The 19,189-nt window shown below is 66.5% G+C and carries 16 protein-coding genes; 11 read left to right on the plus strand and 5 right to left on the minus strand.

Going from position 1 to position 19,189, the window contains the following annotated elements; translation table 11 throughout:
- Nucleotides 1–58: 58 nt before the first annotated feature.
- Nucleotides 59–616 (minus strand): NADPH-dependent FMN reductase, encoded by a 558-nt coding sequence (locus tag PV772_RS06460; RefSeq protein ID WP_141182763.1) that lies wholly within the window; start codon nucleotides 614–616, stop codon nucleotides 59–61.
- 119 nt (nucleotides 617–735) lie between these two features.
- Between PV772_RS06460 and PV772_RS06465 the strand changes: the two genes are divergently transcribed.
- The 6 genes from PV772_RS06465 (at nucleotide 736) to PV772_RS06490 (ending at nucleotide 8,725) form a co-directional block, all read left to right on the plus strand.
- Nucleotides 736–1,359 carry a helix-turn-helix domain-containing protein gene (locus tag PV772_RS06465; RefSeq protein WP_347885678.1) on the plus strand — a complete coding sequence of 208 codons (624 nt, stop codon included), beginning with the start codon at nucleotides 736–738 and terminating at the stop codon, nucleotides 1,357–1,359.
- A 258-nt stretch (nucleotides 1,360–1,617) separates the two neighbouring features.
- Entirely contained in the window at nucleotides 1,618–2,601 is a 984-nt protein-coding gene (locus PV772_RS06470) for an ABC transporter permease (RefSeq protein ID WP_141158940.1), read from the plus strand.
- Nucleotides 2,602–2,603: 2 nt separating this feature from the next.
- Entirely contained in the window at nucleotides 2,604–3,593 is a 990-nt protein-coding gene (locus tag PV772_RS06475; RefSeq protein WP_141158941.1) for an ABC transporter permease, read from the plus strand.
- Nucleotides 3,590–5,788, plus strand: a complete 2,199-nt coding sequence (locus PV772_RS06480) for an ABC transporter ATP-binding protein (protein WP_347885679.1) — start codon at nucleotides 3,590–3,592, stop codon at nucleotides 5,786–5,788. The genes PV772_RS06475 and PV772_RS06480 overlap by 4 nt, the downstream gene beginning before the upstream one ends.
- A gap of 50 nt (nucleotides 5,789–5,838) precedes the next feature.
- Nucleotides 5,839–7,554, plus strand: a complete 1,716-nt coding sequence (locus tag PV772_RS06485) for an ABC transporter family substrate-binding protein (protein ID WP_141158943.1) — start codon at nucleotides 5,839–5,841, stop codon at nucleotides 7,552–7,554.
- A 106-nt stretch (nucleotides 7,555–7,660) separates the two neighbouring features.
- Nucleotides 7,661–8,725 (plus strand): Gfo/Idh/MocA family oxidoreductase, encoded by a 1,065-nt coding sequence (locus tag PV772_RS06490; protein ID WP_307361198.1) that lies wholly within the window; start codon nucleotides 7,661–7,663, stop codon nucleotides 8,723–8,725.
- Between the two features lie 72 nt (nucleotides 8,726–8,797).
- On the opposite strand, the gene ald is transcribed toward PV772_RS06490, so the two are convergent.
- Nucleotides 8,798–9,916 carry an alanine dehydrogenase gene (gene ald, locus PV772_RS06495; protein WP_307361200.1) on the minus strand — a complete coding sequence of 373 codons (1,119 nt, stop codon included), beginning with the start codon at nucleotides 9,914–9,916 and terminating at the stop codon, nucleotides 8,798–8,800.
- Nucleotides 9,917–10,150: 234 nt separating this feature from the next.
- Between ald and PV772_RS06500 the strand changes: the two genes are divergently transcribed.
- Nucleotides 10,151–11,371 carry a helix-turn-helix domain-containing protein gene (locus PV772_RS06500; RefSeq protein WP_347885680.1) on the plus strand — a complete coding sequence of 407 codons (1,221 nt, stop codon included), beginning with the start codon at nucleotides 10,151–10,153 and terminating at the stop codon, nucleotides 11,369–11,371.
- Here the strand turns inward: PV772_RS06500 and PV772_RS06505 are convergent.
- Genes PV772_RS06505 through ptsP form a run of 3 tightly spaced genes read right to left on the minus strand, consistent with a single transcriptional unit; the run spans nucleotide 11,334 to nucleotide 14,315 of the window.
- Nucleotides 11,334–12,104 (minus strand): alpha/beta hydrolase, encoded by a 771-nt coding sequence (locus PV772_RS06505; RefSeq protein WP_141161431.1) that lies wholly within the window; start codon nucleotides 12,102–12,104, stop codon nucleotides 11,334–11,336. The genes PV772_RS06500 and PV772_RS06505 overlap by 38 nt on opposite strands.
- 59 nt (nucleotides 12,105–12,163) lie before the next feature.
- Nucleotides 12,164–12,586 carry a helix-turn-helix domain-containing protein gene (locus PV772_RS06510; protein ID WP_141182756.1) on the minus strand — a complete coding sequence of 141 codons (423 nt, stop codon included), beginning with the start codon at nucleotides 12,584–12,586 and terminating at the stop codon, nucleotides 12,164–12,166.
- A 43-nt stretch (nucleotides 12,587–12,629) separates the two neighbouring features.
- Nucleotides 12,630–14,315: a phosphoenolpyruvate--protein phosphotransferase gene (gene ptsP / locus PV772_RS06515; protein WP_347885681.1), complete on the minus strand. Its 1,686-nt coding sequence runs from the start codon at nucleotides 14,313–14,315 to the stop codon at nucleotides 12,630–12,632.
- 160 nt (nucleotides 14,316–14,475) lie between these two features.
- On the opposite strand from ptsP, the gene PV772_RS06520 reads away from it, so the two are divergent.
- The 4 genes from PV772_RS06520 (at nucleotide 14,476) to PV772_RS06535 (ending at nucleotide 19,186) form a co-directional block, all read left to right on the plus strand.
- The gene (locus tag PV772_RS06520; RefSeq protein WP_141158949.1) at nucleotides 14,476–15,204 is read left to right on the plus strand and encodes a TetR/AcrR family transcriptional regulator; all 729 of its coding nucleotides are present in this window, start codon (nucleotides 14,476–14,478) and stop codon (nucleotides 15,202–15,204) included.
- A gap of 88 nt (nucleotides 15,205–15,292) precedes the next feature.
- Nucleotides 15,293–17,353, plus strand: a complete 2,061-nt coding sequence (locus PV772_RS06525) for a PTS mannitol transporter subunit IICBA (RefSeq protein WP_347885682.1) — start codon at nucleotides 15,293–15,295, stop codon at nucleotides 17,351–17,353.
- A complete protein-coding gene (locus PV772_RS06530) occupies nucleotides 17,353–18,516 on the plus strand; it encodes a mannitol-1-phosphate 5-dehydrogenase (protein WP_141182753.1) in 1,164 nt (387 codons plus the stop codon). The genes PV772_RS06525 and PV772_RS06530 overlap by 1 nt, the downstream gene beginning before the upstream one ends.
- Before the next feature lie 148 nt (nucleotides 18,517–18,664).
- Nucleotides 18,665–19,186 (plus strand): GNAT family N-acetyltransferase, encoded by a 522-nt coding sequence (locus PV772_RS06535; RefSeq protein WP_168225722.1) that lies wholly within the window; start codon nucleotides 18,665–18,667, stop codon nucleotides 19,184–19,186.
- Nucleotides 19,187–19,189 lie beyond the last annotated feature (3 nt).

Consider the following 19,189-nt stretch of genomic DNA (forward strand, 5'->3'; position numbering starts at 1 on the left):
CGTGGACATGAGAGCGCCCGGCACGCGACATAGCGTGCCGGGCGCGTTGCTGGTCGGGCTAGGCCGCCGGTGCTGCTGCGGCAAGGGCATCGAAAACGCCCTTGATCTGCTCCACGACCTCGGCGTCGTCCTTGGGGTGGACTTCAGCGAAGCGCACCATGGAACCGGGGACGGCGAGCTTGACGTCTTCCAGGATCTGCGCACCGGCGATGCCGGCGGCCTTGCGGGCTTCATCCTGGGCCCAGACGCCACCGTACTGGCCAAACGCGGTACCGACGACGGCGGTTGGCTTGCCGGCAAGGGCGCCGGCGCCGAAGGGGCGGGACAGCCAGTCGATGGCATTCTTCAGTGCGGCGGGCACGGTGCCGTTGTGCTCGGGGGTAACCAAGAGGACGGTGTCCGCCTCTTCGGCAGCGGCCCGCAGGGCTGCTGCGGCTGCAGGGACCTGGCCCTCGACGTCGAGGTCCTCGTTGTAGAACGGGATGTTGCCCAGGCTCTCGTGGATCACCACGTCCACCTGCTCCGGCGCATTGAGCTGGATGGCCTCGGCCAGCTTTTGGTTGGTGGACTCGGCGCGGAGGCTGCCGACAAGGGTAAGGACTGTGCTCTTGGTCATGGGAACTCCTGGCTAGGGGGCGGCGGGGGCCGCATTCGGTCAAACTTCCGGCTCATGGAGCCTTCACCAGACTAAACGGACCGCAGTCCGTTTATATTCCGCATGGCTACACTGTCTGTGTGAGGTCCATCCCAGTGCGGCCGGTCGTGGCCCCCGTGACGGCCGCGGAACGCAGCGACGCCGCCCGGAACCGTGAACGCCTCCTGCTGGCTGCCCGGGAGTTGATCGAACAAGGCGGGGCCGCCGCGCTCACCATGGACCGGCTGGCCGAGCAGGCCGGCGTGGGCAAGGGCACCGTCTTCCGCCGCTTCGGGAGCCGGGCCGGGCTGATGCTCACCCTGCTGAACGACTCGGAGGCCGCGTTCCAGGCCCGCTTCCTGTTCGGCCCGCCACCCCTGGGTCCGGGCGCACCGCCACTGGACCGGCTCATCGCCTTTGGAGCCGGGCGGATCGCGTACGTCGTGGAATTCGGGGAGTTGGTGCTCGCAGCCGGAAATGCTTCGAGGGGAAGATTTGAAGTCCCTGCTGCCGCCCTCTGGGACCGCCACGTGGAGATGCTGCTGCGTGAAGCCGGCGCAGAATCCCCGGAGCCCTGGCTGATGGCGGGATCCCTCAACGCGACTCTGGACCCCGAGAGGCTTCTACACCTGATCCGTGAACATGGAGTCACATGCGAACGGCTGGCTGCATCGTGGCGAGAGCTTGTGACACGGGTTGTCACAAGCGCGCATGGTACGCGCTGAGCGGACCCTGCGTCCAGTCACGCGGGCTTCACAGAACTATTCATAACGATCTGATACGGCGCGCCTGGTTTCCGGGGATTCCCCGGCTTTTCGGCTCGAGGCTTGTGATAGTTTCCTCTGGAATGTGACCCGCAACATAGTCCACCAGGACCTGCCCCCAGGGGCTGCGGGAAGCCAGCTACCCGCTGGTACAGGGGACCCGGTGAGGCGGCACCATCCGTGCTTGTCCGGGGAGGACGGAAGGATCCAGCAGCGCCCATGCTCAAGTACCTCGCCAAGCGCGGCATCACGTATGTGGTCATGATCTTCCTCACCACATCCGCCGGCTACTTCCTGGCCGTCAGCTCGCTCAAGCCGGCACTGCTCGAACAGGAGCGCATCCCGCGGCCCACCCCCGAGCAGGTGGCGAATTCCATGCGGCTCAAAGGCCTGGACCCGGCGCTCAGCCCTTGGGAGCGCTACGTTGACTGGCTCACCGGCATCGTCACCCGCTGGGACTGGGGCCGCAGCCCCAACGGCGCCTATATCAACGCCGAGTTCGGGGACCGTGTCTGGATCTCCACCCGGCTGTTCCTGGCGTCCATCATCCTGACCCTGGTGATCGGCGTCGCGCTCGGCGTTTATTCGGCGGCACGCCAGTACAAGTTCCAGGACCGGGTCATCACGTCCTACAGCTACCTCGCCTATATCGTGCCGGCGCCCATCGCCTACTTCCTGGTCCAGCTGGGCGCCATCAACATCAACGAGTCCGTGGGCGACCGGATCTTCTTCGTCACCGGCATCTCCACCCCCGGCCTCGCCCCAGGCTGGGCCCAGTTCGTTGACATGCTGGGCCACTACGTGGTGCCCACCGTGGCCATCACCCTGGTTGGCTGGGGTGCCTACCAGATCGCGCAGCGGCAATACCTGCTGGACAACGTCAACGCGGATTTTGTCCGCACCGCACGGGCCAAGGGGCTGACCCGGAACCAGGCGATTGCCCGGCACGCACTTCGCGTGTCCTTCATCCCGGTGGCCCAGAGCATCGCCTTCACCATCCCGGCCATCTTCGCCGGCGGCTTCTTCGCCGAAAAGATCTTCGCGTGGCCGGGCGTCGGGTCCTGGAGCATCGACGCCATCTCGCTGCAGGACGTCAACGCGGCCACGGCCACACTGGCCTACGGCTCCGTGATCTTCGCTCTGGGCGCCATCCTGGCGGACTTCGCCACCACGCTTGTCGACCCGAGGGTACGGGTGCAGTAGCCATGACCAACCTGAACGCGGTGGACCCGGCAGCAGTGGCGCAGGATGCGCACCTGGAAAGCGCCGACGTCGTCATCGGCAAAACCACCATCATCTTCCGCCGCTTCCTGCGGAACAAGACGGCCGTTGCGGGCCTGGCCATCTTCCTGGCCCTGACCGTTTTCTCGTTCATCGGCGGATTCTTCACCCAGTGGGACAAGGAAACCATCGATCCTTTCAATATCGGCATGCCCCCGTCGGCCGACCACTACCTCGGAACCTCGCAGGCAGGCATCGACCTTTACGCCATGACCGTGGAGGGCACCAGGATCTCCATCCTGATCGGCCTGGTGGTGGGACTGGTGTCGGTCCTGATCGCCGCCGTCTACGGCTGCACCATGGCCTACTTCGGCGGCAAGGTGGACAAGGTCATGCTGTTCATCCTCGAAGCGCTGATCATGATGCCGGCGCTCCTGGTGGTCGCTGTCGCCACGAGCGGCGGCGGGGCCGGGCTGAAGCGCGACCTTCCCTCCTGGCTGCTCCTCATCATCGTCCTGCTGGTGTTCAGCTGGATGGGCACCGCCCGCCTGATCCGGTCCATGTCGATGTCGCTGATGCAGCGTGACTTCGTCAAGGCGGCCCAGTACATGGGCGTCCCGCCGCGCCGGATCGTCTGGCGGCACCTGGTACCGAACATCGGCTCACTGCTGATCCTCGACATCACCCGCGGCGTCACCGCAGCCATCCTGGCCGAGGTCGCCTTCTCCTTCATCGGCATCGGCATCAAGGTCCCGGACGTGAGCCTGGGCGTCCTGATCGGCCAGGCCACTTCCCAGGTGCAAACCTTCCCCTGGATGTTCTGGGTGCCGCTCACCGTGATGTTCCTGCTGACCGGTTCCCTGGCCATGATGAACGACGGCCTGCGCGACGCCTTTGACCCCAGCTCCACCTCCAGCGGCAGGGCCAAGAAAGCCAAAGCCCGGAAAACCACCGCGGAAAAGAAGGCGGCATGAGCAGCGAAACCACCACCGGAGCCACGGACCCATCACGTTCAACCGTGGAACGCCTGCATGTGGCAGGCCTGCACGCCCCCGGCGACGCCGTCTTGTCGGTCCGCGACCTGAACGTCCGCTTCAATACGGAGAACGGCGTTGTGCACGCCGTCAGGGGCGTCGACTTCGACCTGATGCCGGGCAAGACACTCGGGATCGTTGGCGAATCGGGGTCCGGCAAGTCCGTCACCTCCCTGGCCGTCATGGGGCTCCTCCCGCCCACCGCCCAGGTCTCCGGCTCTGTCCGGCTCAAGGGCCGGGAGCTGCTGGGGCTCAGCGACAAGGACATGTGCAAGTACCGCGGCAACGACCTTGCCATGGTCTTCCAGGACCCGTTGTCGTCCCTCACCCCGGTGTTCACCGTGGGCACCCAGATCATCGAAGCGCTCACCATCCACCACCCCACCATGAGCAGGACGGCCAAGGAGGCCCGCGCCGTCGAACTGCTGGCCATGGTGGGGATCCCCAGCCCCAAGGACAGGCTGAAGGCCTTCCCGCATGAATTTTCCGGCGGCATGCGCCAACGCGTCATGATCGCCATCGCCATTGCCAACAACCCCCGCGTTTTGGTTGCGGATGAGCCCACCACGGCCCTGGACGTCACCATCCAGGCCCAGGTCCTCGAGGTGCTCCACACGGCCCAGGAGGAGACGGGCGCGGCGGTGGTCATGATCACCCACGATCTTGGCGTGGTGGCGGGGATGGCAGACGACATCATGGTCATGTACGCAGGAAAACCGGTGGAAACCGGGGCCGTGGAGGACATCTACTACAACCCGCGGATGCCCTACACCATGGGCCTGCTGGGCGCGGTGCCCCGCGTGGATGTGGCCGAGAAGTCCTCGCTCGTTCCCATCGAAGGCATGCCGCCGAACCTGCTGCACACTCCCACCGGCTGCTCGTTCGCTCCGCGCTGCCCCCTGGCCTCGGACGCCTGCCTGCACGGCGAACCTGCGCTGGCACCCGTTGACGGCGACGCCCAGCACCGCGCCGCCTGCATCAAAGCAGGGTCCCTGGGCGGCTCCGTGGATGTGCACGACGTGTTCGCCGCCCCGCCGGTGGCTGTGTCCCGCTTCGACGCGATTCCCCGGGAAGAGCGGTCCACCGTCCTGCAGCTCAAGGACGTGCGCAAGCACTTCCCCCTGACCAGGGGAGCCCTCATCAAACGCAGGATCGGCACCGTCAAGGCGGTGGACGGCCTGAGCTTCGACATCCGCGAAGGCGAATGCTTTTCGATCGTGGGCGAATCGGGTTCGGGAAAGACCACGACGCTCCTGGAAATCATGGAGTTCCATCCGGACCAGGACGGCGAGGTGGTGATCGGCGGCCTGAGCAACAAGCAGGCGGCTGATGCCAAGACCAAGGGCAAGATGCGGCGCGAACTCCAAATGGTGTTCCAGGACCCTACCGGCGCCCTTGATCCGCGCTTCACGGTGTACGAAGTCCTGGCCGAACCCCTGCAGAACGCGGGCATGGACCGGGCCGCGACCAGGAAGCGGATCATGGAGCTGATGAAGCTCGTGGGCCTGCAGCCGGACCACGTCAACCGCTTCCCCAACCAGTTCTCCGGCGGCCAGCGCCAGCGGATCGGGATCGCCCGGGCACTGGCCGTGAACCCCAAGCTGGTGGTCCTCGACGAGCCGGTCTCGGCCCTGGATGTCTCGGTCCAGGCCGGGGTCATCAACCTCCTGGACCAGCTGCGCGCAGAGCTGGGCCTGAGCTACCTGCTGGTGGCACACGACCTCTCGGTGGTGCGCCACATCTCCAACCGGGTGGCCGTCATGTACCTCGGCAAGATCGTGGAGGTGGGCGCCGTGGACCGGGTGTTCGACAACCCGCGGCACCCCTACACCCGCGCCCTCCTCTCCGCGATCCCGGTGCCCGATCCCCGGCTGGAACGCACCCGCGAACGCATCATCCTCCAGGGCGACCTGCCCTCGCCACTGCAGGCCCCCAAAGGCTGCAACTTCGCCACCCGCTGTCCAGTCTTCGCTGCACTTCCGCCTGCCAAGCAGGAGAAGTGCCTCACCGTTGAGCCGCCCCTGGAAACGGCGTCCACTGCCACGGACCAGCAGTTCGCCTGCTTCTTCCCGGACGGGGAACTGGATGAGGACATGCTGGTGGTCCACGAACCGGCGGACCACCATGCGCCCTAAGGACTTTTCGATCCCAAGCACCACCACTCGCACCAAATGAAGGGAAAACCATGAGGAAACTGAACAGGATCGGCGGAGCTGCAGCCATTGCTGCCGCCCTGGCGCTGACGGCCTGCGGCGGTGGCGGTGCCAGCGGCCCCGAAACAGCCAAAGGACAGGAATCCGGGAGCGATCTGTCCAAGCTGATCAGCATCAACGAGAAGCCGGCGTCCGACCTCCAGCAGGGCGGCAAGGTCACCCTGCCGCTGGGCAACATTGGCCCGGACTTCAACGGGTTCTCCAACAACGGCAACAGTGCGGACAACTCCGCCCTGCAGATCCCCATGAACCCGGTTGCCATGAACAGCGGCGGCATCGGCGGCTGCTGGAAGGTGGACTTCAAGGGCAAGGTCACGCCAAACCCTGACTTCTGCGAATCAGTGGACAGCGAGGTCAAGGACGGCAAGCAGACCATCACCATCAAGGTCAACCCCAAGGCCACCTACAACGACGGCACGCCCATCGACGTCAAGGCCTTCAAGAACACCTGGAACATCCTCAAGAGCCCGGACGCCGGCTACGACATCGTCAGCTCGGGCGCCTACGAGTTCGTTGACTCCGTCGAGGCCGGCAGCAACGACAAGGAAGTCATCGTCAAGACCAGCCGCCCGGTCTTCCCCGTGGATTCACTCTTCTTCGGACTCATCCACCCCGCCGTCAACACCCCCGAGATCTTCAACGAGGGCTTCAACGGCAACATGCACCCGGAGTGGATGGCAGGCCCCTTCAAGCTTGACCAGTACGACACCGCCGCCAAGACGGTAACCATGGTGCCGAACGACAAGTGGTGGGGCCAGAAGCCGGTCCTGGCCAACGTAACGTTCCGCCAGCTGGAAACCAGCGCACAGATCGCCGCCTTCAAGAACGGTGAAATCGACGCGATGTCCGCCAACACCATCTCGCTGTATAAGCAGTTGGACGGCACCAAGGATTCGGACATCCGCCGCGGCCAGCGCCTCTTCGCCGGTGGCCTGAACCTTAACGCCCAGCGCATCACCGACGTCAACGTCCGCAAGGCCATCTTCGCTGCCGTGGACCGCGAAGCCCTCCGCAAGGTCCGCTTCAATGGACTGAACTGGGAAGAGCCCAGCTCCGGTTCCATGATGCTGCTGCCGTTCTCCGAGTACTACCAGGACAACTACCCGGTGAAGGAAACCGGAGCCGATGCGGCCAAGAAGGTCCTCACTGACGCCGGCTACACGGCCAACGCCAACGGCATCATGGAGAAGGACGGCAAGCCCGCCGCCTTCAAGATCAGCAACTTCGGCGACGACCCCACCACCCTGGCAGTGGCCCAGACCCTGCAGAAGCAGCTCCAGGCCGGTGGCATGGATGTGGGCATCGACCAGCGCGCCTCCGCCGACTTCGGCAAGGTGCTGGGCAGCCGCGAGTTCGACCTGAGCATCTCCGGCTACACCGTGGGCCCGGATGCCACCGACGCCGTCAAGCAGTACTACGACTCCAAGGTCAACGAGAACAAGCTGGGCGACGCCGACCTGGACAAGAAGATCGCCGACCTCGCCTCCATCGAGGACAACGCAGCCCGCAACAAGGCAGCCATGGACGTGGAGAAGGAGCACATGGCCAAGTACTACTCCATGGGCGTGGTCTTCAACGGCCCGCAGATCTCCTTCGTCCGCACCGGACTGGCCAACTACGGCCCGTCGCTCTTCCAGAGCACCTCGCAGGTCCCGGACTGGACCACCATCGGCTGGGTAAAGAAGTAACCACCCCCAGCCCTGTCGAGTAGCCGGCACCCCTGGTCTTCCAGGGGTGCCGGCTTCCTTTAACCCGGCGCCTTATCCATACGGGACCGGGGGTAGCGTTGCTTCCATGACCGGAACTGCAGCGGACCCCCGCACCATCCGCACCGCCGTCGTCGGATACGGACTCGCCGGCAGCGTTTTCCACGCGCCGCTGCTGGCAGCCAACGCCAGCTACTCGCTGGACGTCATTGCAACATCCGACGCCGCGCGGCAGGGATCTGCCTCGTCCCGGCTTCCGGGGGTGGCGGTGGTGCGCGACGGCGCCGCCGTCCTGCAGCGGGCCGCAGACCTTGACCTTGTGGTCCTGGCGACCCCGCCGCTGACCCATTACCCGCTGGCCAAGGCCGCGCTGGAAGCGGGGCTGGACGTGGTGGTGGACAAGCCGTTCGCGGTCACCAGCACCCAGGGACAGGAACTCGTTGCGCTGGCACGGGCGGAGGGACGCGTGCTGACGGTGTTCCACAACCGCCGGTGGGATGGGGATTTCCTCACGCTCCGGAAGTTGCTGGCAACCCAGTCCCTGGGCAAGGTGGCCCGGTTCGAGTCGACGTTCGAGCGGTGGTCCCCCTCCATTGCCAAGGCCTGGAAGGCGCGGGCCACTGCTGCCGACGGCGGAGGCGTCCTGTTCGACCTGGGCACCCACCTGATCGACCAGGCCCTGCAGCTGTTCGGCCCGGCCACCGTCCTCCACGCGGAGCTGCAGGCGCGCCGGTCCGACGAGCGGGCGGATGATGACGCCTTCCTGGCCCTGCGGCACCAGTCCGGTGTGACCAGCCACCTGGCCATGAACATGCTGTGCGCCCAGCAGGGGCCGCGCTTCCGGGTGTTGGGTTCGATCGGCGGCTTCACCAAGAACGGGGTGGACCCGCAGGAGCCTTACATGGCAGCCGGCGGCAGTCCGCGGGATGCGGACTATGGCGTGGAGGCACCGGAATGGGCCGGGCTCCTGGGCCGCGACGGGCACCTGGACCGCCTCGCCACCGAACGCGGGAACTACCCGGAGTTCTACCGCCTGCTGGGGGACAAGATCCTCGACGGCGGAGCAGAGTCATCCCTGCCCCTCCCCGTAAACCCGGAGGACGCCGTCGAGGTCCTCAAAATCATCGAGAGGGCCAGGGAACTGGTCAAATGACTCATCGATTGCTCCGTAAGCGCCGTTCTGAGGGTTCAAAAGGACGATTACGGAGCAATCGATGGAGAGGGCTTAGGCGGAGACCAGCTCGTGCCAGTCGGCGACGAGGGGCAGGTTGTGGGCCTCGGACACGGAGTGGTGCGCCACGTGGCCTGCGGCGATGTTAAGGCCGGCGGCAAGGGCGGGGTCGCGGTCGAAGGCGGCCTTGACGCCCAGGTTTGCCAGGGACACCGCGTAGCGCAGGGTGACGTTGGTCAGCGCGTACGTGGAGGTGTTGGGCACGGCGCCTGGCATGTTGGCCACGCAGTAGAAGATGGTGTTATGCACCTTGTACGTGGGCTCCTGGTGGGTGGTGGGGTGGGTGTCCTCGAAGCAGCCGCCCTGGTCCACGGCGATGTCCACCAGGACCGATCCGGGCTTCATGCGGGCCACGAGGTCGTTGGTGACCAGCTTGGGAGCCTTGGCGCCGGGGATCAGGACGGAACCAATCACCAGGTCGGCGTCCACCACTGACTTCTCGATCTCGTACTTGTTGGAGGCAACGGTCTTCAGCCGTCCCTGGTACTGGGCATCAAGTTCGCGCAGGCGGTTGATGTTGATGTCCAGGATGGTGACGTCGGCACCCAGGCCCAGGGCCATGGCAGCGGCGTTGGTTCCGGCCACGCCGGCGCCCAGGACAACCACCTTCGCGGGGCGCACGCCGGGCACGCCGCCCAGCAGCACGCCCTTGCCGCCGGCCGGTGCCATCAGCGAGGTGGCGCCCACCTGGACGGACAGGCGGCCGGCCACTTCGGACATCGGGGCCAGCAGCGGCAGCGTGCGGCCTTCCTGCACAGTTTCGTAGGCGATGGCGGTGACGCCGGAGTTGATGAGCTCCGCGGTGAGCTCGGGCTCGGCGGCCAAGTGCAGGTAGGTGAAGAGGATCAGGCCCTTGCGGAAGCGGTGGTATTCGGACTTGATCGGTTCCTTGACCTTCATCACCATGTCGGCGCGGGCCCAGACGTCGTCCGCCTCGTTGACGATCTCGGCGCCGGCGATCGAGTATTCCTCGTCGGTGATGCCCGAGCCCAGGCCTGCGCCGCGCTCCACCAGGACGGTGTGCCCGTGGGTGAGGAACTCGTGGACGCCGGCCGCGGTGATGGCCACCCGGAATTCGTTGTTCTTGATTTCTTTGGGGACGCCGATGATCATCGTCTGCTCCAGTTTTTGGGGGCCGGTAGGCCGTACAGGTGGAAGGATTTTCGTGATTCAACGATAAATCCCGCTGTGAGCCAGGTGACATGATCCTGTGCCCTTGCGCTGGCCGGAACCGCGGGATTCCGCGGTTTTTGGATCCTTAACCTCGACATCCGTCGAGCCTTGGAGCGTCAGGTGTCGCCTCGTGTCCGTTCGTCCGCGGGGCCGCCGGGGCAGTACTGTTGGCCCATGCAGCAGCAGGGTGTGGAACAGCTCGTCGAACAGGTGGCGCAGAAGCTGGGCCGGGGGCTGTCCCTGGAGGATTTGGACGGGCTGCTGCTCGCCTACAGTTCCAACCAGTCCCACGCTGACCGCGTCCGGGTCAACTTCCTGCTGAGCAAGAAGGTCCCGGCGGACGTGAGCGCGTGGCAGCTCGCGCACGGGATCGCCACCGCCGTAAGGCCTGTTGTGGTGCCGGCCAACCCGGACCTGGGCATGCTGGGCCGCGTGTGCGTCCCGCTGATGGTGCGCGGTTTCCGGGTGGGCTATCTCTGGGTGCAACAGGACTCGGCGGAGGAAAGCCCGACGGCGATCCTCACGCAGCTGCCGGGCGTCAACCACGAGCTTGAGCTGCTGTCTGGGCTCCTGCTCGACTCGAACACGGCTGAATCGGAATTCCGGCGGGGCCGCGAGCGGGAGTTCCTGGCCGCCTGCGCCGGGGAGACCAATGCGGTGGCCGCGGTGGCCGGCTGGAAGGAAGTCCAGGGGAGGGGGCCGTGGCAGATGGTCACAGTCCTGGACGCAGACGGCTGGGCCAGCGGCCCGGACCCCATCGCCTCCACCCTGATCCACCGGTCCACCGCGCTGCAGGCCACGGTGGGCGTGGATGCCGCCCTCTTCAGCGCGGGGACGGAGACGCATTCGGTGGTGCTGTTCCGCGAATCGACCGGCCGGGCAAACCATGCCCAGGTCCTGGTGCACTACCAGCTGGAGCTGGCGAAGCGATCCGGCCGCCCGGTGCACCGGATCATCCTTGGCATCAGTGAAGGCTTCGCGAAGACCCGGCAGCTCTCGGAGGCGTACCGGCAGTCACGGATGGCAGCCCAGGCGGCCGCGGTGGATCCGCAGCTGGGCGAGCTGGTGGACTGCAGGGCCACCGGCGTGTACCAGCTGCTGGCCTCCGCCGGGGGAGGAGTAGGTGCTTGGGCGGACTCCGGGTCGGTGTACTTCCGCATGCTCGAGGACCATGACCGCAACGGTGAGCTCATTCCGGTCCTGGAGCTGCTCTATGACAACGACGGCTCGGTCCAGGACGTGGCCACCAGGCTCCACCTGCACCGCAGCAGCATCTACAACAGGCTCGGACGGATCAGGCAGCTGCTGGGCGTGGACCCGCTGAAGGGGATGCCCCGGCTGGAGCTGCACGCGGCCCTCAAGATGCGGCGCTGGGCAGGGCGGCCCAGGATTTGATGGCATCCGCCACCTGCCGCGGGCGCAGGTGCTGGACCACGTGCCCGGCGTGCTGGATCTCCGCGAAGCTTCCCTCCGGCACTGCCCGGGAGAGTTGGAGCGACCAGTCAGCGCCTGCCACCTGGTCGTTGTCGCCGCGCAGCACCAGGACCGGAACGTTGATCCCGGCCAGCCTCCGCTCCGTAGGGTAGGCCATCATGACGGGGAGCACGGTGAAATACCAGCGGGGCCCGCAGCGGAAGTAGTCCGAGAGCACGAGCCAGTTCGACCCTGGGCTCTCCCTGAGGAGGGCGTCCAGGAACAGCGCCATGCCCTGCCGCACGACGGTCCGGTGCCGCGAGTCCACCACCGGACCCATGAGGACCAGCCGTTGCGCCTGGCCGGGAGCATAGAGCGCTGCCTCGATGGCGAACTGCACGCCCATGGAATGCCCCACCAGGATGTAGGAGGCGATGCCGCTTGCCTTGAGTGCCTGGGCGATGAAGGCGCCGTAGTCGGCCACGGACAGCTGCCGCTCCGGCCTGGGCGTTCCAGCGAAGCCCGGCAGTTCCAAGGAGTACGTTGGGGCAACGGCGGCGAGCTCACCGTGCAAGCGGCGAAGGTAGCGGTGTGAAACGCCGATGCCGTGAATGAGGATGTAGGCGGGTGCCGTGGAGGCGCCTGCGGCATCCGGTCCAGGGGCTGGTGTCCCGTCAGCCCAGAGGATCCGGCCCGTGAAACCGTTCGCTTCCATGTCGGCTGAGTGGAGCACAACATCCTTCCGGCGCCGTGGCCAGGACAGGGGGGCCCGCACTATTCGCCCGCGCCGGCGTCGACGGCCGCGTTCTTGCCTTGCTTGCGCTTCTGTTCGGCAAGCTTCTGCTGCTCCAGCCAGGCCATGATGTGGGCCGTGCGGATCCGGCGGTGCGATCCGCGGTACTCCACCGGGATTTCCCCGCGATCGGTCATGTTCCGCAGGTAGGTGTGCGAAATCCCGGCCAGTTCGGCGGCCTGGGAGGTTGTCAGCATCTCCTCCACGCTGCTCACCGTCACCGTTTCGCCGCGTCCCAGCCTGGCGAGGAGATCGACGACGGCGTCGCGGGCCTCCGCGGGCAGCCGGTGGACGGTGCCGTCCACGAACACGGTGACGTCGTTGCTGTCCTCGAGGGCGCGCGTCAGGGCGCGGGCCTCGCCGGCGGGCAGGCCGGCCGAGACCCGGGGGGCTATCAGTGCCATGGACGTAGCCTATCCCGGGTGCCGCCCGGCCGCCCGCGGCTGGTCAGAGTCCCAGTTCCTCCAGGACCGGCAGCTTTTCGCGCACCCAGGCCCGCGCCTCGGTGGCACTCGGGGCGGAGAGGGCCAGCTTGGCCAGTTCCTGGGCCTCGGACAGGGTTACCGTCTTCAGGACCGCGGCCACTGCGGCCAGCGAACGCGCGGTCATGGAGAGTGTATTGACGCCAAGGCCGGTAAGGACGACGGCGAGGGCAGGATCGGCGGCAGCCTCACCACAGACTCCAACGGGTTTGTTGTGGCCCTCGGCGCGGGATCCTTCGACGGTCAGCCCGACGAGGCGCAGGACTGCGGGCTGCCACGGGGTGTTCAGGTTGGCCAGCGGGCCCAGCTGGCGGTCGGCCGCCATGGCGTACTGCGTGAGGTCGTTGGTGCCCAGGCTGGCGAATTCCACTTCGCGGAGGATCGCTTCTGCGGTGAGGGCGGCGGAGGGGACCTCCACCATGACGCCGGGGGTCTTGATCCCGGCATCCGCGCACATGGAGGCGAAGCGGGAGGCTTCCTCGGCCGTGGAGATCATGGGAGCCATGACCCAGACGTCGGCTTCGGACTGCTGCTGGGCCAGGGCAATGGCTTCCAGCTGCCGGTCCAGGACGCCCGGCGTGGTGAAGTCGGTGCGGTAGCCGCGGACGCCCAGGGCAGGGTTGGGCTCCGTGGAGTCGGTCAGGAACGGAAGCGGCTTGTCGGCGCCGGCGTCGAGCGTGCGGAGCACCACCTTCTTGCCGGGGAATGCATCAAACACGCTCTTGTAGGCCGCCGCCTGCTCCTCCACGGAAGGTTCCGTGTCCCGTTCCAGGAAGCAGAACTCGGTGCGGAACAGGCCCACGCCCTGGGCGCCCAGCTTGGCAGCTGCTTCGGCGTCCTTGCCGCCGCCCACGTTGGCGAGGAGCGGCACCTCGTGGCCGTCCGCCGTCGTACCCGTGCCGGTGAATTCGGCCAGCAGGGAGGCCGTTGCCGCCCAGGCTTCGGCCGTGGCACGGAGGGTCTCGTCGGGTTCGGCGGTGATGCTGCCGGCCGCGCCGTCCACGTACACCTCGGTGCCGTCCGGAAGTTCATCAACGCCCACGGCTGCGACCACGGCGGGCAGGCCGAGCGAGCGGGCGATGATGGCAGTGTGGGACTGGGGTCCGCCGCCGGCGGTGACCAGCGCCAGGATCTTGTTGGGGTCCAGCGTGGCGGTATCCGCGGGGGCCAGGTCTTCAGCCACCAGGACAAACGGGGTGCTGGAGGCGGGAATGCCGGGCGCGGGGACGCCCCGCAGCTCAGCGACGATCCGGGCGCGGACGTCCAGGACGTCGGTGGCGCGTTCGGCCATGTAGCCGCCCAGGTTGTGCAGCATCTCCGACACCGAGGAGCCTGATTCCCAGATGGCGCGCTCGGCGGAGGTGCCCCGGGCCACCAGCTTGGCCGCGCCCTTGATCAGCATGGTGTCCTTGGCCATCAGTGCAGTGGCTTCAAGGACCGCCTTTCCGTCTCCGGTGGCGTGCGCGGCGCGGTCCTTCAGCTCGTCATGCACGGCCTGCGAGGCCGCCTTCAGGGCAGCCGTGGCTTCTTCCGCCGTGGTGTCCGGCGCCAGCTGCTCACCGGCAGGAGGCTCACTGATCGGTTTGGGCATCTGGCGGATGGTGCCGATGACGCGGCCTGGACTGACGCCTACTCCTGGGAAGTTCTGCACTGAAGGTCCTCATTCTCTGCCGGTAGCCAGGCCCGCCAAACATTTCCGGCGCCGTGCCGGAACACCGCCGGACTGCCACGTCAGGAGGTGGAAACGAGCCTGAAAAAATTGTATGTGATTCAGTTCATATAGCAACGCTATAGGTGCTAGGGTAGCGGTTATGAGTTTGGATGGCCAGCTTCCCCCCAAAATGCGGCTGCTCCGTGCTGCCGCGGAACTGCTGGCAAATTCCGCGGGAGCTCCGGTTTCCACCCGCCAGATCACCCAGCTGGCAGGCGTCTCCGCTCCCACCCTGTACCACCACTTCGGTGACAAGGAAGGTCTGTTCGACGCCGTCGTCGCCGCAGGATTTGAAGAATATGTCGCGGGCGAAAGGGATTTCGCCCCTTCCGGACAGCCCCTCGAGGACATCCGGAGAATGTGGGACAACCACGTCCAGTTCGGGCTCAACCAGCCCGAGCTGTACCTGGTGATGTTCGGCAATATCCGTCCGGAAAGCCGGCCCGCCATCGTGGCGGACGCCGAGGCGCTGATGGAGGAGATGCTGAACAAGGCAGCGGCGGCGGGCCAGCTGAACGTCCAGCCCCGGGAAGCGGCCAGGTCCATCCTGGCGGCCAACGTGGGCGTGACGCTGATGCTGATTGCGGAGCCCGCCACCGAACGCAACCTCGAACTGTCCACCATGACCCGGGACGCCATGATTTTCGCGGTGTCCGCCGAGCCCGCCAGCGGCCCGGCCCCGGGCGGCGCCGGAAAGTCCTCGGTGGTGGTGGCAGCGATCGCCCTGAACGCCGCACTTCAGGCCTCGCACTCTGACCAGCTTTCCAGCTCGGAACTCAAGCTTTTCCTCGAATGGCTCCACCGGATCTCCACCAGCCCGGCCGGGTAGCCCCACAACCACGCATTACCCAGCAGTACGTCGTCGTAATCATCGGACCAATCCTGCGGAGCAGCAGGAATGACGGTTAGGAAATCACATGGCAACAGAGACAGTTGCAAAACCCCGCACCAGCGCGCGCGTGCACGTCCAAAAGTTCGGGACATTCCTGTCCGGCATGATCATGCCCAACATCGGGGCGTTCATCGCCTGGGGCATCATCACCGCCCTCTTCATTGAGAAGGGGTGGCTGCCCGTACCGCAGCTCGGTGGTTTCGGCGAGACCGACGGGAAGCCCAACATTGGCCTGGTAGGCCCCATGATCACCTACCTCCTGCCGCTGCTGATCGGCTACACCGGCGGCAAGATGGTCTACGACGTCCGCGGCGGCGTGGTGGGGGCAATCGGCACCATGGGCGTGATCGTCGGTGCCGGCATCCCGATGTTCATCGGCGCCATGATCATGGGCCCGCTGGGCGGCTGGACCGTGAAGAAGATCGACTCGATCTGGGACGGCAAGATCCGCCCCGGCTTCGAGATGCTGGTCAACAACTTCTCCGCAGGCATCTGGGGCGCCCTGCTGGCGCTGCTGGGCTTCTACGGCATATCGCCGCTGGTCACGGCGTTCAGTACTGCCGCAGGCAACTTCGTGCAGTTCCTGGTCCACAACGGCCTCCTGCCGCTGACCAGCATCTTTATCGAGCCCGCCAAGGTCCTGTTCCTGAACAACGCCATCAACCACGGTGTGCTCACCCCGCTGGGCGTGCAGCAGTCGCTGGAGCAGGGCAAGTCCATCCTGTTCCTGCTGGAGGCCAACCCCGGTCCCGGCCTGGGCCTCCTGCTCGCCTACGCGTTCTTCGGCCGCGGCGCCGCCAAGGCATCGGCCCCCGGCGCAGCCATCATCCAGTTCCTCGGCGGCATCCACGAGATCTACTTCCCGTACGTCCTGATGCGTCCGCTGCTGATCCTGGGTACCATCGCCGGCGGCATGACCGGCATCGCCACCCTGGCCGTCACCAACTCCGGCCTGGTCGCTCCGGCCGCCCCGGGTTCCATCTTCGCCGTGCTGGCGCAGACCTCGCGTGACAGCTACTTCGGCGTCATCCTGTCCGTGGTGCTCGCGGCGGCCGTCTCCTTCCTGGTGTCCTCGGTCATCCTGCGCACCACCAAGCACAGCGACGAGGCCGACCTGGGTGACGCCACCGCCCGCATGGAAGCCATGAAGGGCAAGAAGAGCTCGGTTGCCTCAACCCTCACCGGTGCCGCTGCAGGAACTGCCGCTGGTGCAGCCGCCGGCCGCGGCGGGGTGGGCGTCCTGGCGGGCCCCGTGCGGAACGTCGTGTTCGCCTGCGACGCCGGTATGGGCTCCAGCGCCATGGGCGCCTCGGTGCTGCGGAACAAGATCAAGGCTGCCGGCTTCCCGGACGTCAAGGTCACCAATGCCTCGATTGCCAACCTCACGGACACCTACGATGTGGTGGTCACCCACCAGGACCTCACCGAACGCGCCAAGCCGGCCACGTCCAGCGCCGTCCACTACTCCGTGGACAACTTCATGAGCAGCCCGCGCTACGACGAGATCGTCGAGCTGGTCCGTGAGAGCAACACCGAAGGGGAAAAGTCCGACGCCGGCACCACCCACGGTGCGCACGCCGCCGACGCCCCCATTGACGCAGCGCCCGCTGCCGCGGGAACAGCTGCGGCGTCCGGCGCCTCCGCCAACGGAACCTCCGAAATCCTGGCCCGCGAGAGTGTGGTGCTGGCCGGTAAGGCCACCACCCGTGACGCCGCCATCGACGAGGCCGGCCGGCTCCTGCTGGCGCGCGGTGCCGTGGACGAGGGTTACATTGCCGCCATGCACGAACGCGAGGAATCCGTGTCCACCTACATGGGCAGCTTCCTGGCCATCCCGCACGGCACCAACGCCGCCAAGGACCACATCCGCAAATCGGCGGTGTCCGTCATCCGCTACCCGGAAGGCATCGACTGGAACGGCAAGCAGGTCAAGTTCGTGGTGGGCGTGGCAGGCATCAACAATGAGCACCTGCACATCCTGTCCTCCATCGCCAAGGTCTTCACCAACAAGGAGCAGGTGGCGCGGCTCGAGGCTGCCACGTCCGAGGATGAAGTCCTGGAGCTCTTCGGAAAGGTCAACGCATAGTGAAGGCAGTACATTTCGGTGCCGGCAATATCGGCCGCGGCTTCGTGGGCCTGCTCCTGCATGACGCAGGCTACGAGGTGGTGTTCGCGGACGTGGCCGACGAACTCATCACCCGGCTCTCGCAGGCCGAGAGCTACGCGGTGCACGAGGTGGGTGAGAACCCCGCCGTGCGGACGGTGGACAACTTCCGGGCGCTGAACTCCAACGCCCAGGAGGCTGAGCTGGTCCAGGAAATCTCGACCGCGGACATCGTCACCACGGCGGTGGGCCCGCACATCCTGAAGTTCGTGGCACCCGTGATCGCCAAGGGCATTGTTGCCAGGGAACCGGGCCTGGCGCCCCTGCAGGTGATGGCCTGCGAGAACGCCATCAACGCCACGGACATCCTGGCCAGGGAGGTGGCGTCCCAGCCGGGAGTCACCGCAGCAGTCCTTGACGGCAAGGCTGTGTTCGCCAACACCGCCGTGGACCGGATCGTGCCCAACCAGGAGGCCGGGCAGGGCCTGGACGTGACCGTGGAGACCTTCTACGAGTGGGTCATCGACCGCACCGCCTTCGGCGACGCGGCCCCGGTGATCCCTGGTGCCACGTTCGTGGATGACCTGTCGCCGTACATCGAGCGGAAGCTGTTCACCGTCAATACCGGACATGCCTCGGCGGCGTACCTCGGGTTCCAAGCCGGCGTGGAGAAAATTTCCGACGCCATGGCGGACCAGGACGTGGCCGAGGACGTGCGGGCGGTGCTTGAGGAAACCAAGCAGCTCCTGGTGGCCAAGCATGGGTTCAGCAACGACGAACAGGAGGCCTACGTCCAGAAGATCCTGGTCCGGTTCTCCAACCCGTACCTGCCTGACACCGTGAACCGGGTGGGCCGTGCACCGCTGCGGAAGCTGAGCCGGCATGAACGGTTCATCGGCCCGGCTGCGGAACTGGCGGAACGCGGCGTGGTGCCGGAAGCCCTGCTGGGTGCCATTGCCGCCGCCCTGCGCTTCACCGATCCCGCGGATGCCGAGGCCACCGAGCTGGCGGCCATCCTGGGCTCGGAAAGTCCGGCGGATGCCACGGAGAAGATCACCGGGCTGGGGAAGGACCATCCACTGTTCAACGCCGTCGCCACCCTGGTGGAGGAGCGGCAGGCGGAGCTGGCCCGCACCCCGGCCTGACGCCCCCCCGGCACGCGCCATCACTTCCTGCGGCTTTTAACGCAACGCGCCATCCGATCCTGCAGGAATTCCGGCAACGCCCCATCACAACGACGCCGGCACTTCCCCAAGTGCCGGCGTCGTTCGGTTCCTGTGCAAAGCTGGGCAGGTGACCCCTGCTGAAGATGCCGTTCCTGCCCTGTTTACCGCCGACGTCGACGGCGGGACGTTCAGACTCCGCCACGCCACCCGCGCCGACCTGCCCGCCATAGTGCGGCTGCTGGCCGACGACGCCATGGGGGCCGGACGGGAGTACGGCGCGGACATGGAACCCTACGAACTGGCTTTTGAAGCGATCGCGGCCGACCCCTCCCACTTGCTGGTGGTGGGCGAATTGGTGCGGCCCGGCGAAAATTCTCCAGCGGTGGTGGCCACGTTCCAGCTGAGCTTTCTCCCCGGCATTTCCAGGCACGGGGCATGGCGCTCGCAGCTCGAGGGCGTCCGGGTGGACGCGTCCCTCCGCAGCCAGGGGATCGGGAAGCTGATGGTGGGCTGGGCCATCGCGGAGTCCCGCAGGCGGAGCTGCAACCTGATGCAGCTGACAACGCACCAGAGCCGCACGGCCGCGCATCGGTTTTACGAACAGCTGGGTTTCGAGGCCAGCCACGTCGGGATGAAGTTGACCCTCTAGGGC

The organism is Pseudarthrobacter sp. CC12 (genome assembly GCF_039907755.1).
In the GTDB taxonomy this organism is placed as follows: Bacteria; Actinomycetota; Actinomycetes; order Actinomycetales; family Micrococcaceae; genus Arthrobacter; species Arthrobacter niigatensis.